The organism is Burkholderia reimsis, from assembly GCF_003294055.1.
GTDB classification, from domain to species: domain Bacteria; phylum Pseudomonadota; class Gammaproteobacteria; order Burkholderiales; family Burkholderiaceae; genus Burkholderia; species Burkholderia cepacia.
In genome coordinates, this window is record NZ_QMFZ01000002.1 from 49,667 (window position 1) to 62,278 (window position 12,612).

Genomic DNA, 12,612 nt, shown 5'->3' on the forward strand with positions numbered 1-12,612 from the left:
ACGAGTCCGCACGATGACACCCGCAATCCGCCTGCGTCCGGCATGCGCCGCCGACCTGCCGTTCCTGCTGACCCTGCGTCGGCTCACGATGACCGTGCACCTGCAGCGCGTCGGCGCGCCCACCGACGACGAAGCGCACGACCGGCGCATTCGCGCGAACTTCGACGATGCGATGATCGTCTGCGACGTCGACGACGCCATCGGCTTGCTGAAGGTGACACGCGCCGCCGACGAGTGGCACGTTCACCAGATCCAGATCCTCCCCGATCACCAGGGCCGGGGCATCGGCGAAGCCGTGCTGAACGCGTTGCTGGCCGACGCGGCGCGCGCGCACGTGCCGGTATCGCTCAGCGTGCTGCACGGCAACCCGGCGCGGCGGCTCTACGAACGGCTCGGCTTTCGCGTCGAGTCGGCAACCGACACGAGCGCGAGCATGATCTGGCGCGCGTGACGCGCGGCGTTTCGACGCCGCCGCGTTACTGCGTGATCTTCGCGTCCTTCAGCAGGTTGCCGATCATCTGCGCGCTCGCCTTCTCCACGGCGGCCGCCTGCAGTTGCTGCTGCAGCGCCGGCTTCGCGGTCGCGAAACCCGGCACCTGCGTCGGCCGTTTCGCATCCAGCTTCACGATCGCCCGCACGCCGTCGACCGGGATCGAATCCTTCGTCGCGGCGCCGACCGTCAGTTTCTCGAGCGCCTGCGCGACCGGCAGCGGCAAGCCGGACGTCTTGCCTTCCGCCGCCGGCGTGTGGAAGCTCACCCACGGCAACTCGCCGCCGCTGTCGCGGCTCGGCGCGATGCTGTACTGGCGCGCCAGCCCGTCGAACGACTTGCCCGCCTTCAGCTCGCTCAGCACCGTCGCGGCCGTCACCGGATCCTGGACGACGATCAGGCGCGGCTTGTACTCGTTCTTGCCGAGCGACGCCACGAGCTCGTCGTAGCGCGCCTTGACCTGCTCGTCGGTCACCGGCTCGGGCTTCACGTTGTCGCGCAGGTAAAGCTGCACTTCGGCATTCGCCTTCGCCTGCTGCACCGCCGCCTTGACCTCGGGCTTGTCGGCATAGTTCGCCTTCTCGGCGGCCTGCTGGACCAGCACGCGCGTAATCAGCTGATTCTTGATCGCCTGGCGGACCTGCGGCGAGTCGGGTTGCCCGGACGCGCGCAGCAACGTGTCGACGTCGGCCTGCGTGATCGGCGTGCCGTTGACCGTCGCAACGGTCGCGGCGGCCGCCGGCGTCTCTGCGTGGACTGGGCCGCTCATCGCGCCGGCCAGTGCGGCGATCAGAAACAGGCGGTTCGGTGTCGTTTTCATCTTCATCGTTTCGTCACTTCGGCATAAAAAACGCGGCATGGGGCATGCCGCGCGAGTTCACCGGCGCTGCAATGCGCCGGCGCAACCCATCAGTCGATCCGGTTCTTCGTCGTGGGCACGCGCAGTGCCTGCCGGTGCCGCTGTCATTGTGCCCGGAACCGCTTTTCCGCGTCGTGAGGTTTGGAACGGCCGCCCGGCGGGCGGTGAGGCGCGCGTTGCGCACGCCGCTCATGACGAACGCGTGATGTGGAAATTGCGTGGATGCGCGGTGGAAATCCCGCGAAATCGCGACGAATACGATGAGGCGTTCGCGAGCCCGGCCGCCGGTCGAGGCGACCACGCGTTCATCAAGGCGTCCACCGGTACACGGTGATGCTGTTGCCTTTCACGTTGTTCTTCATCACCACGTACTCGCCGTTCGAGCGGCGATAGGCGCGAATGCTGTACATCGCATCGATCGCGCTGCTGGTATCCACGGTCGCGGGGCTCGCGTTGACCAGCGTCGTGTCGAGATTGCCGGTCGTCAGGTTGAACGCGTCGACGTTCGGCCACAGCGGCCCGCTGCTGCTGAACCAGTAGCCGACGAACAGATGGTTGCCCACCGCGTCGATCGATTTCGCGCCGCTGTGCGGCAGCGTGATCACCGGGTCCGGCTTCGTCGTGTTGCCCGCGCTCCAGCCGTGATACACCTCGATGCGCGTGCCGATCGACGTCCAGTCGTTGGTCCCAATCGCGCCTTGCGCGAGCACCATCGTGTCGCTGTCCGCGAGATAGACGATGCGCGTGAGCGGCTGGATGCTGTCGGGCACGCGGGTCGCGACACCCGGCCCCCACGACGGCTTGCCGCTCGCATCGAAGCCGGTCAGCGGGTAGTGGGTAATCGCGCCGGTCTTGTCGAGACCGGCCCACACGCCGCCCTTGCTGTCGATGCTGAAGCCGCCCGTCACGCGCCGCGTCGTGTTGAACGCGGGGCCCGGGATCGCGCCGTCCGGAATCGCGACATAACCGTTCGCCGCGTTGAAGTGGAAGAAGTAGAAGACCGGCGGATTCTGGCCGGCCGCGACGAGAATCCGGTTCGCGCCCACCGACGTGAGCAGGCCGAAATGCTCGTCGCGCTGCGTGTCGTTCATGTCGATGCGCGGATCGGCCGGGTACGTGAACGGATCGACCGTGTTCGCGATGAACCTGCCGCCCGCGCTGCCGCCGTACACGTGCGTGCCGCCGTAGAACAGCGCACCGTCCGTGACCGGGTCCGGCGCGGCGATGCCTTCGAAGTTCAGCGACTGCAGCGTCCACCGCAGGCTGCCGGTGCTGCTGTACGCATGAATGTCGGTCGCGCCGTTGCGGCCGAGATCCCAGCTGCCGCCCCATGGATTGTTGAGCACGTAGAGATTGCCGCCGGTGTCCTTGCCGATCCCGACGATGCGCGTGAAGCGCTGCGCACCGACCTGCCCCTTGATGCCCGTCGTCGTGTCGAGATAGCCGCCGCGCACGCCGAAGGTGCCGGCCAGCGCGGGCCGGCCCGACACCGTATAGCGCTTGATGTTCTGGTCCGGGCCTTCGTCGCCCACCAGAAGTTGCCCGGCCGCCGCATCGAAATACAGCGCCGACGGCTGCGACCCGGACGGCATCCGGATCGTGTTCAGCAGCGCACCGGCCGGGCTGAAGCCGACGATCGAGCCTGCGCGCTTCTGCGCCACCCACACGTTGCCCGCCGCGTCCAGCGCGAGCGCGCCCGGCTCCGATACGCCGATATCCCGCTGCCACACGCCGTCGGTGGTGAACACGCGCACGCGATTGCCGTAGAAGTCGCTTGCATAAAGCAGCGAGCCGGCGGTCGCGAGCCCGGTGACGACGTCGATGCGCGGCTGGTTGGTGGCCGCGCTGACCTGGATCACGCGGTCGCGATACTTCGTCGCGCGGTTGTAGCGCCCCACCGCGCCGCTGCCGTAAGTCTTGCCGGGCTGCAGCGCGACGAACAGCGAGGTCGCGTTGCCCGTGATCGCGCTGCCCTGGAACTCCGAGTGCGTGCCGATCGAGCCGACGCTCTTGCCGTTCTGGTAAATCGCGACACCGCCTTCGTCCTCGTCCCACATCGACGCCGTATAGATCACGCCTTCAGGCGCGACCCACATCGCACGCGCGACGTTGCCGACGTGGGCCGCGAGCGTGCCGTACGTGTTCGCCAGCCAGTCGGTGGTGTTGCGTGCGTGAACGGGCGGGGTAATCGCGGCGATCGCCGCGGCGAGCAGCGCGGCCTGAAACCGTTGTCTGGCGACCATGACGGATGCACTCCTGAATGGTGCGAACATTCACATGAAGGGCCGGCCGGACGGCTTGAAAACCGCAATACGTCAATTCTTCCGCTGAAGCATCCGGCGCAGTCGGTATTACGTACGGCATGCGTTCAATCATGCGCAGCGCGAGAATAGCGTTATATAAATCGAAAAAAATTGCGGATCGTGCGCCATTGCGCTTTTCGCGGAAGCGGCTTCGACGGCGTCGCCCGTGGCGCCCCTGCGTGCCGGCGGCACGCATGACCGCGCGACAGTGAATGGTCACTTGCGCGTCGAATCGGGGATCGGGAAATTCAGGCTCGCGCCTGCGGGAATATCGCCGCCGGTTCTGCGACGATCGATTGAAACGGCGAGTGCCTGTTTCGGAGAATCGGGAAAAACCGCCGCATTCAACGCGGATTCATTGCACCCGGCAAATCGCCGGCCTGAATCCATTGCGAATCCAGGCCGGCGATCGTCCGTTATCGCGGGGCAGGCAACGCGCCACTAACGCCGCGCTGCCGCACTGCCGCACTGCCTCGCGTCAAGCCGATGCCGAAGTCTCCGGCACCTTCACCTTCATCACGCGTCCGTTGTCCGGATCGTTGTCGTCGCGCGGAGCGTCGAGCTGCCCTTCCCACTTCGCGACCACGGCAGCCGCGATCGAGTTGCCGACGGCGTTGGTGGCCGAGCGCCCCATGTCGAGGAACATGTCGACGCCCATGATCAGCAGCAACCCGGCTTCGGGCATGTTGAACTGGTTGAGCGTCGCCGCGATCACGACCAGCGACGCGCGCGGCACGCCCGCCATCCCCTTCGACGTGACCATCAGCATCAGCAGCATCGTGATCTGCGTGCCCAGCGGCAGATGGATGCCGTACACCTGCGCGATGAACAGCACCGCGAACGTGCAGTACATCATCGAGCCGTCGAGGTTGAACGAATAGCCGATCGGCAGCACGAAGCTCGAGATCTTGCGGTTCACGCCGAAGCGGTCGAGCGCATCCAGCAGCTTCGGATAGGCGGCCTCGGAACTCGCCGTCGCGAACGACAGCAGGAACGGCTCGCGGATCAGCCGGATCAGCGTGAACGCGCGCTTGCCGAGGAACGTCACGCCGGCGAGCGTCAGCACGCCCCACAGCAGCGCCAGTGCCAGGTAGAAGCTCGCCATGAACTTCGCGAACGTGAGCAGGATGCCGAGCCCCTGGGTGGTGATCGTCGACGCCAGCGCCGCGAACACCGCGACCGGCGCGAACCACATCACGGCGCCCGTGACCTTCAGCATCACCTGCGCGAGATCGTCGATCACGCCGGTCAGGCGCTTGCCCGATTCGCCGAGCGCCGACAGCGCGGTGCCGAAGAAGATCGAGAAGACGACGATCTGCAGGATTTCGTTGTTCGCCATCGCTTCCGCGATCGACTTCGGCACCAGGTGGACCACGAAATCCTTCAGCGTGAAGGCGCCCGTCTTCAGGTTGAGGGCTGCATCGGATGCCGGCAGCGGCAGGCTCAGGTGGCTGCCCGGTTGCAGGATCGTTGCGGTCAGCAGGCCGAGCAGCAGCGACGTAAACGAAGCGATGAAGAACCAGCCGAACGCCTTGACGCCGACACGGCCTACCGCGCTGCCGTCGCCCATCTGCGCGATGCCGACGGTCAGCGTCGCAAATACCAGCGGCGCGATGATCATCTTGATCAGGCGCAGGAACACGTCGGACAGCAACGACACGTACCCGGCGACTTCCTTCGCCATGGCCGGGTCGGGAAAGGCGCTATGGCAGGCGTAACCCACGGCGATACCAAGAATCATCGCGACAACGATGTACTTGGTGATGTTGTGCTTCTTCTTCATTAGTAATCCAAATCACAAAGCGTATGTTGCTAACGGCTGGCTAACTTTCGCGCCCGGCTACGAATCGAAACCCACGTCTCTCTGGGTGCGACGAGTCCGCCTTCGGCGGTCGCCATGGCGGACAGGGGGGGCATTCTAACGCAAATGGCCCCCCGGCTTTCAAATCTGAAAGTCAGCCGGGTTGATTTGCGTCCGGATGTCGTCGAAAAATCGGGTTTTGTCGCGATCCTGCCCGCTTCCTGATCGCTTCCTGCCTGCTTCTGGCCCGCTTCTGGCCCGCTTCTGGCCCGCTTCCTGCCCGCTTCCGGCCTGTTTTTCCGGCCCGGTCGGCGAAGGTAACCGGGCCACACCACCGTTCGCGCCGGAATTCCCCCTCCCCCCACCGCGGCATCGCACGATGTGACGACACTGCAATCGATCGCGACACATCCTCACAAAGATGCGCAGACCTCGACACTACGGCACGTAATGCGTCTGTAATATTTCGAAACGTTTCGCGGTACCCCCTTCCGGGAATCGGTGCGCAATCACGCATCGGCAATGCGGAACCGGGTTCGAGTCATTGCTTTCAACACGTTGAGGCATTCATTTTCTCAGCAGTCCTGCCAAATGAATGATCGAGGAAAGGCAGCATCGTGATGAACATTCTGTATACCAACTTCCACGGCGACTACGGCGGCGGCCAGGACACCTACGTCCGCGACCTCGCCGCCGCGATGAGCCGACACCATCGCGTGACCGTCGCGTCGCCGGAAGGGAGCCGCCTGTCGCGACTGCTGAAGGACAGTCCCGACGTGGCGATCTTCGACATGGAATTCAAGCCGCGCTGGAACCGGCTGTGCCAGGAAATCGTCCGGCTGCGCCAGCGGATCCGCGCCGAGCGCTTCGACATCATCCACGTCAACGGGTCCGCCGATCACCGGCAGGTGATGCTCGCGCTGCTCGGCTGCCGGTATCGGCCCGCGGTCGTGCTCACCAAGCACAACACCTATCGCGCCGACAGCTTCGGCAACGTGCTGCGCGCCCGGCTGGCAACCGACCACACCATCGCGGTCAGCGACTACGTGGCGAGCATGCTCGCGCTCCGGTCGCCGTACGGCAACGTCACGGTCGTCAAGCACGGCGTGCGCCGGCAGGCCGCGGAACAGCTGGCCGGCGACGAAATCCGCCGCCGCAAGATCGCGCTGTTCGGGCCGTCCGGCGCGGACGCGATCGTGCTGGGCAGCAGCGCCGGCACCGCGCCGGAGAAAGGCTGGATGGACCTGATCGCGGCGCTGGGCCGCCTGCCCGAACACGAGCGCGAGCGGTTTCGCGTGCTGCTGGTCGGCGCTGAACCGTCCGGCGAGCAACGCGAGCAGATCGAGCGGCACCACATGGCGTCACGCACCGCCTTCACCGGGCGCCTCGACGATGTGCGCGCGCCGTTCTCGATCATCGACGTGTCGTTCGTGCTGTCGTATCACGAGAGCCTGTCGTATGCGTGCCGCGAGGCGATGTCGCTCGGCTGCCCCGCGATCGTGACGCGCGTGGGCGGGCTGCCCGAGAACGTCGAGCCGGGCGTGGACGGCTGGGTCGTCCCGCCGCACGAGCCCGAGGCGATCGAGGCCATCCTGCGCGCGATCGTGCGCGAGCCCGCGTGCGTGCGGGCGATGGGACGCAGCGCGCAGCTGAAGGGCAAGCGCGAGTTCTCGTTCGACCGGTTCGTCGATGCGACGTTGTCCGTCTATCAGAAATCGATTCGACACAACCCCTATCGTTGGGTGACATCCATGAGGTCCGTTTAATGGCAATGAACATCTGGAAGAAGTACTGGGACCTGCGCACGCAGGAGTGCCCGTGCGACGTGCACTTCGTCGAATGGCTGGAATCCGCTCGTCTCAACGGCATCCGCATCTATCACTTCGGCACCGGCGGCCACCACCACGTCGGCGTGGAATGCGCCCGGCCGCACCTGAACAACACCGTCTTCGGCGTGACGGCGTCGCCGAAGGAATACAAGTCGTACGTCGATCTCGTCACGCGGCAACCGGAGGTGAGCAAGACCTACCTGGCCTATTTCGGCGACATCTATACGAGCAATACGGACCTGCTGCCGGCGTTCGACGTCGTCACGCTGTTCCATCTGTGCGAATTCCGCGACGAAACGAACAGCCGCTACGGCGCGAAGACCGACGCCGAAGTGCTCGACCTGTTCGCCCGCCATACCGCGCGCGACGGCCACCTGCTGTTCTACAAGGGCTCGTCGGCGTACCGGAAGGCCGAGCCGATCATCGAGCAATGGGCGGCGAATGCCGATTTCACCGAAGTCGGCGACTTCAAGACGCTGCGGATTTTCCGCAAGGCCGCGTAATTCCCCGTTCCCGCGACCCGCTCATGCTGCTGTCCGCCACGCGCTACCCGATCCTGATGTATCACCAGATCCGCACGCTGCCGCCGCCGTCCGACCGGCTGCGCAGCCTGAGCGTCGCCCCCGACGCGTTCCGCCGCCAGATGACGCTGTTCAGGCGGCTCGGCTACCGCGGCCTGAGCGTGCGCGAACTGCAGCCGTACCTGCGCGGCGAGCGCAGCGGGAAGGTCTTCGGCATCTCGTTCGACGACGGCTTTCTCAACGTCCTCACGCATGCGATGCCCGTTCTGAACGAGCTCGGCTTCACCGCGACCTGCTACTTCGTCGCCGGCCGGTTCGGCGGCGAGAACGACTGGGATGCAGGCGCCGATACGGCACGCTCGCCACTCATGACGTGCGCGGACATGCTCGCATGGCGCGATCGCGGCCACGAAATCGGCTCGCACACGCTCGATCACGTCGCGCTGTCGCACGTGCCGGCCCACGTGTCGGCGGTTCAGATCATCGAATCGAAGCGGCGGCTCGAAGCATTGAGCGGCCAGCCTGTCGAATCGTTCTGCTACCCGTACGGCGATCTCGACCCGCGCGTGCGCGACCAGGTCGCCGCCGCCGGCTACCGCAACGCGACGACGACCCGGCGCGGTTGCGCCGGGGCGTCCGACGATGCGTTCCTGTTGCCGCGCGTTCCGGTGGCGGGCGGGGTTGGTGCGATGCGGCTTTGGTTCAAGTGTGTGAAGGCGCGGGTTCGGAGGCGCGGGTAGCTCGCGCTGGTCGACTGCCGCCGAACCCTACAACCCTCCACGCAGCTCGCACCGCCCCCTTCGGCCATACGCTCACCGCTGGAAAGCCCTGCGCATCCGCGCGCCGGCCACGTCGAACACCTGGCGGGCTGCCGACGTCACGCCGGCCATATGGATGCACGCATGGATCATCCCCGGCAGCACGACGAAATCGGCCGCCACGCCGGCCTCCCGCAATCGCTCCGCATACGCGTGCGCGTCGTCGCGCACCGGATCGTACTCGCAGGCCAGCAACGTGGCCGGTGGCAAGCCCTCGAGCGAAGCCGCCTGCAGCGGCGACACGCAGGGTGACCCGCCGTCGGCCGGATCGGTCAGGTACATGTCGAAGCAATACCGCATGACATCTTGCGTCAGGTAGTAGCCCTGCCCGAAAGTCCGATAGGACGTCGTGCTCATCGACGCATCCAGCGGCGGATACAGCAACAGCTGATGCGCGATCGACGGGCCGCCCCGCTCACGTGCGACCAGACACGCAGCCGCCGCAAGGTTTCCTCCCGCACTGTCGCCGCCGACGGCGATGCGCGCCGGGTCCAGTCCCAGGCCGGCCGCCTCGCGCACCACCCAGTCCAGCGCATCGCAGAAATCCTCCAGCGGCACCGGAAACCGGTGCTCCGGCGCAAGCCGGTAATCGACCGACAGCACGACGCATTGCGTCGCGTTGGCCAGCGCGCGGCATGGATTGTCGTATAGCTCGAGCGTGCCGAGGCACCACCCGCCGCCGTGCGCATAAACGAGCGCCGGCCGGCGTGCCGCGCTTTCCGAAGCGACCGATGGCCAATAAGCCCGCACGCGAATCTGCTGCCCGTCGCGCGTGGGCACCGCGAAGGTTTCCGTATGGTCGACCGCTTCCAGCGGTCCATGCCAGCCCCGCAGTGTCGTATCGGTCGCCCGTCGCAACGCGTCCAGCGACGCAGGCGCCTCGGTCATGGCCAGTCGCTCCAGCAGTGACGCGATGTCGGTGTCGATCGGCATGTTCAGCGGCTCCGCTCCAGGAAAGGCAGCAGATGGCCGATGAATGCGTCGGGTGCCTCTTCCATGATGAAGTGGCCGCAAGCCGGGACCACCGCGCCCTGCAGATCGGTCGTGTTGTCGCGCATCGTAACCAGCGGCGCATCGCCGGTGGCATGTTCGGCACCGATGGCGAGCACCGGCATCGTCAGCTTGCGCTGCGCCCGCGCCTGGTTCTGCCGGATCGTCTCCGGAATCGCACGGTAATAGGAGAAGCCGCCGCGCAAGCCGCCCGGTGCCGCATAGGCATCGATATACACATCGACGGCCACACAATCGCGCCGGAACGACCAGCGGTTGAACATGAACTCCAGATACGCCCGCTCGCGGCCCGCAATCAGCGTCTCGGGCAGGTCGGCCAGCTGGTTGAACATGAAATGCCACAGGAAGATGTTTTCTTCCGGCGGGGCGAAGATCGACGGCGCGGGCGCCAGCCCGGGGATCACCGCCTCCGTGAGCGCCAGCGACTTCACGGCGTCGGGCCGGTCGCTCGCCAGCGCATAGGCCACCCACATGCCGACGTCGTGGCCGGCCACCTGGTAAACATCGAAGCCGAGCTGCGCCATCACGCGATGCAACGTCGCCGCCGTGTGCCCCGTGTCGTAACCCGAATGCGGCCGATCGGAATAGCCGGTACCTGGCGGATCGACCGCGACGGCCATGAAGCCGCGCGCGGCGAGCGCCTGCATCACGTGACGCCACGCGTACCAGGTTTGCGGCCATCCCGGAATCAGCAGGACCGGGGTACCGGCGCCGGCCATGACGCAATGGATACGCTGGCCGTCGACGCGTACGTATTGGTGAGCAAAGCTTTGAGCGTCGGCAGACGACGACTGAAGTTGAGCGGACATATCGATGATTCCTGGCAGTGGGGGGGGGAAACGGCTCAAGCGATGCCGAGCATGTCGTGGATTTGCCGTTGATCGACCGCGGCACCGGCGAAGTCGTCGAAGATGCGCTCCGTCACCCGGATGATGTGGTCATTGATGAACGCGACGCCTTCGCGCGCGCCGTCCTCCTGATTCTTCAGGCAGCACTCCCATTCGAGGGTGGCCCATCCTGTGTAGTCATACTGAGCAAATTTCGAAAAAATCGCCTTGAAGTCGACCTGGCCGTCGCCAAGCGAACGGAAACGGCCGGCGCGCTCCAGCCACGAACTGTAGCCGCCGTAGATGCCCTGGCGCCCCGAAGGCAGGAACTCCGCGTCCTTCACATGGAACATGCGGATGTGGTCGCGGTAGATATCGATGTACGCCAGATAGTCCAGTTGCTGCAGCACGAAATGGCTGGGGTCGAACAGCATCTTGCAGCGCGCGTGCTGGCCGACCAGCGCATGGAAGCGCTCGAAACTGACGCCGTCGTGCAGGTCTTCGCTGGGGTGAATCTCATAGCAGAGGTTGACGCCGTTTTCGTCGCAGGCGTCGAGAATCGGCCGCCAGCGACGCGCCAGCTCGTCGAAGGCCGTCTCGATCAGGCCGGCGGGCCGCTGCGGGAACGGAAACAGGTAAGGCCACGCGAACGAGCCCGAAAAGGTGCCCATGTCGGTCAGCCCCAGGCGGCGTGAAGCCCGTGCCGCCAGCTCGAGCCGATCCAGCGCCCATGCGGTGCGCGCGGCCGGGTTGCCGCGCACGGCCTCGGGCGCGAAGTTGTCGCACATGGCGTCGTAAGCCGGATGCACGGCAACCAGCTGCCCGAAGATATGCGTGGTCAGTTCGCTGATCTCCAGCCCATGTTCGGCCAGCATGCCCTTCATGTCATCGCAATAGGCCTGGCTGTCCGCGGCGGTCTCCACGTCGAACAGCCGACCGTCCCACGCGGGAATCTGCAGCGCCTTGAAGCCGACGCCGGCCGCCCATTGCGCGATATTCGGCAGGCTGTCGAACGGCGCCGCATCGTCGGCGAACTGCGCGAGATGAAGACTGGGGCCCTTGAGAGTACGCATGATCGATTCCAATTGTTTGTTGATCGACAAAGAATAGAATGCGGGAGCGACGCGTGTCAACACGGTGCGCGATAAAATCCGTGCACGATGTGACGACGGGCGAAAGGGATATGGCGGGACGACCGAGAGAATTTGATCGCGACATGGCGCTGAAACGCGCGATGCTTGCGTTCTGGCGGCGCGGCTACGAAGGCACGTCGATGTCCGACCTGGTCGAAGCGATGGGCATCGCGTCAGCGCGCATCTATGCCGCGTTCGGCAGCAAGGAAGCCCTGTTCCACGAGGCCGTGGCACTCTACGAGCAAGGCGAAGGCGGCTTCGCCGATCGTGCGCTCGACGAGGAAACCGATGTCCGCGCGGCCATCGAACGGATGCTGCGCGATGCCGTCGCCGCTTATACCAGGCGCGGCCAGCCGCACGGCTGCATGGTGGTGTCCGCCGCGACCAACTACTCGGCCGAAAACGAAGGTGTCATGGAATGGCTGGCCGCCCATCGGCGCGCACGCACGCAATCGATCGCCGAACGCTTGCAGCTCGCGGCCGAGCAGGGGCAGCTCGCGCGGGGCACCGACATCAAGGCGCTGGCCGATTTCTATGCGACGCAGTTGCACGGCATTTCCGTTCAATCCCGCGACGGGGTATCGAAAGAGCGCCTGCTCGCATCCATCGGGCCGGCGATGATGCCGCTCGTGACGGCTGTGCGTGACGGCGCGTAACCCGGCGCAGTCAACCGACAGGACGGCCGTTTCAAGCTCGGGCGGATCGACCGGACAAGCAACTCGACGGACGACGCGACGCCCGTCGACAATCCGGTGCATGGCCGCAACGAACCACGAGCTCGTCGTCTTCAGGACAGATTTCCCCGACGATGCACTCCCTGCCGGCAAAGGACAGGGGATGGAGCACACCCTGAAAACAATCGGGGAAGTGGAAGATATCGCGCCCGGCAAGCGCAAGCGCATGTCATTCAAGCTCACGCCTGGCCACGACGCGCTGATCTGCAACAAGCCGGGCCACTATGAAGCGGGGATGCATCCGGCATTTGTCATGACGCCGTAGATCGTTCCGCCGGACCGAAAT

General features: G+C 65.7%; 13 protein-coding genes and 1 pseudogene. 6 read left to right on the forward strand and 8 right to left on the reverse strand.

What is annotated here, in order from left to right:
- Positions 1 to 13 precede the first annotated feature (13 nt).
- Complete coding sequence (locus DPV79_RS03060; protein ID WP_059489793.1) at positions 14 to 451, forward strand: GNAT family N-acetyltransferase; 438 nt, start codon at positions 14 to 16, stop codon at positions 449 to 451.
- A gap of 25 nt (positions 452 to 476) precedes the next feature.
- On the opposite strand, the gene DPV79_RS03065 is transcribed toward DPV79_RS03060, so the two are convergent.
- The 5 genes from DPV79_RS03065 to DPV79_RS03075 all read right to left on the reverse strand — a co-directional run bounded on the left by DPV79_RS03065 (position 477) and on the right by DPV79_RS03075 (position 5,435).
- The gene (locus DPV79_RS03065; protein WP_060057830.1) at positions 477 to 1,316 is read right to left on the reverse strand and encodes a peptidylprolyl isomerase; all 840 of its coding nucleotides are present in this window, start codon (positions 1,314 to 1,316) and stop codon (positions 477 to 479) included.
- 7 nt (positions 1,317 to 1,323) lie between these two features.
- Entirely contained in the window at positions 1,324 to 1,650 is a 327-nt protein-coding gene (locus DPV79_RS41940) for a hypothetical protein (RefSeq protein ID WP_133295610.1), read from the reverse strand.
- 7 nt (positions 1,651 to 1,657) lie between these two features.
- The gene (locus DPV79_RS03070; protein WP_113044754.1) at positions 1,658 to 3,592 is read right to left on the reverse strand and encodes an SMP-30/gluconolactonase/LRE family protein; all 1,935 of its coding nucleotides are present in this window, start codon (positions 3,590 to 3,592) and stop codon (positions 1,658 to 1,660) included.
- 276 nt (positions 3,593 to 3,868) lie between these two features.
- Entirely contained in the window at positions 3,869 to 4,042 is a 174-nt protein-coding gene (locus DPV79_RS42490; protein ID WP_165843485.1) for a hypothetical protein, read from the reverse strand.
- 88 nt (positions 4,043 to 4,130) lie between these two features.
- On the reverse strand, positions 4,131 to 5,435 hold the full coding sequence (locus tag DPV79_RS03075) for a dicarboxylate/amino acid:cation symporter (protein WP_048021285.1): 1,305 nt from the start codon (positions 5,433 to 5,435) through the stop codon (positions 4,131 to 4,133).
- A gap of 638 nt (positions 5,436 to 6,073) precedes the next feature.
- Between DPV79_RS03075 and DPV79_RS03080 the strand changes: the two genes are divergently transcribed.
- Genes DPV79_RS03080 through DPV79_RS03090 form a run of 3 tightly spaced genes read left to right on the forward strand, consistent with a single transcriptional unit; the run spans position 6,074 to position 8,543 of the window.
- Positions 6,074 to 7,219: a glycosyltransferase gene (locus tag DPV79_RS03080; RefSeq protein ID WP_113044755.1), complete on the forward strand. Its 1,146-nt coding sequence runs from the start codon at positions 6,074 to 6,076 to the stop codon at positions 7,217 to 7,219.
- Positions 7,219 to 7,785: a hypothetical protein gene (locus DPV79_RS03085; RefSeq protein ID WP_226113248.1), complete on the forward strand. Its 567-nt coding sequence runs from the start codon at positions 7,219 to 7,221 to the stop codon at positions 7,783 to 7,785. Before DPV79_RS03080 ends, DPV79_RS03085 begins: the two co-directional genes overlap by 1 nt.
- A gap of 23 nt (positions 7,786 to 7,808) precedes the next feature.
- On the forward strand, positions 7,809 to 8,543 hold the full coding sequence (locus DPV79_RS03090; RefSeq protein WP_113044756.1) for a polysaccharide deacetylase family protein: 735 nt from the start codon (positions 7,809 to 7,811) through the stop codon (positions 8,541 to 8,543).
- 72 nt (positions 8,544 to 8,615) lie between these two features.
- Here DPV79_RS03090 and DPV79_RS03095 read toward each other — a convergent pair whose 3' ends face one another.
- The 3 genes from DPV79_RS03095 to DPV79_RS03105 are packed head-to-tail and all read right to left on the reverse strand — an operon-like array spanning position 8,616 to position 11,532.
- Complete coding sequence (locus DPV79_RS03095) at positions 8,616 to 9,554, reverse strand: alpha/beta hydrolase (protein ID WP_113044757.1); 939 nt, start codon at positions 9,552 to 9,554, stop codon at positions 8,616 to 8,618.
- Between the two features lie 2 nt (positions 9,555 to 9,556).
- Positions 9,557 to 10,441, reverse strand: a complete 885-nt coding sequence (locus DPV79_RS03100; RefSeq protein ID WP_113044758.1) for an alpha/beta fold hydrolase — start codon at positions 10,439 to 10,441, stop codon at positions 9,557 to 9,559.
- A 35-nt stretch (positions 10,442 to 10,476) separates the two neighbouring features.
- A complete protein-coding gene (locus DPV79_RS03105) occupies positions 10,477 to 11,532 on the reverse strand; it encodes a sugar phosphate isomerase/epimerase family protein (RefSeq protein ID WP_027790076.1) in 1,056 nt (351 codons plus the stop codon).
- A 110-nt stretch (positions 11,533 to 11,642) separates the two neighbouring features.
- Here DPV79_RS03105 and DPV79_RS03110 point away from each other — a divergent pair, with 110 nt between their 5' ends.
- Together DPV79_RS03110 and DPV79_RS03115 are read left to right on the forward strand one after the other, a co-directional pair.
- Positions 11,643 to 12,248 (forward strand): TetR/AcrR family transcriptional regulator, encoded by a 606-nt coding sequence (locus DPV79_RS03110; RefSeq protein ID WP_113044759.1) that lies wholly within the window; start codon positions 11,643 to 11,645, stop codon positions 12,246 to 12,248.
- A 115-nt stretch (positions 12,249 to 12,363) separates the two neighbouring features.
- A pseudogene (locus DPV79_RS03115) lies at positions 12,364 to 12,591 on the forward strand (hypothetical protein); the annotation flags it as partial.
- Positions 12,592 to 12,612: the final 21 nt, after the last annotated feature.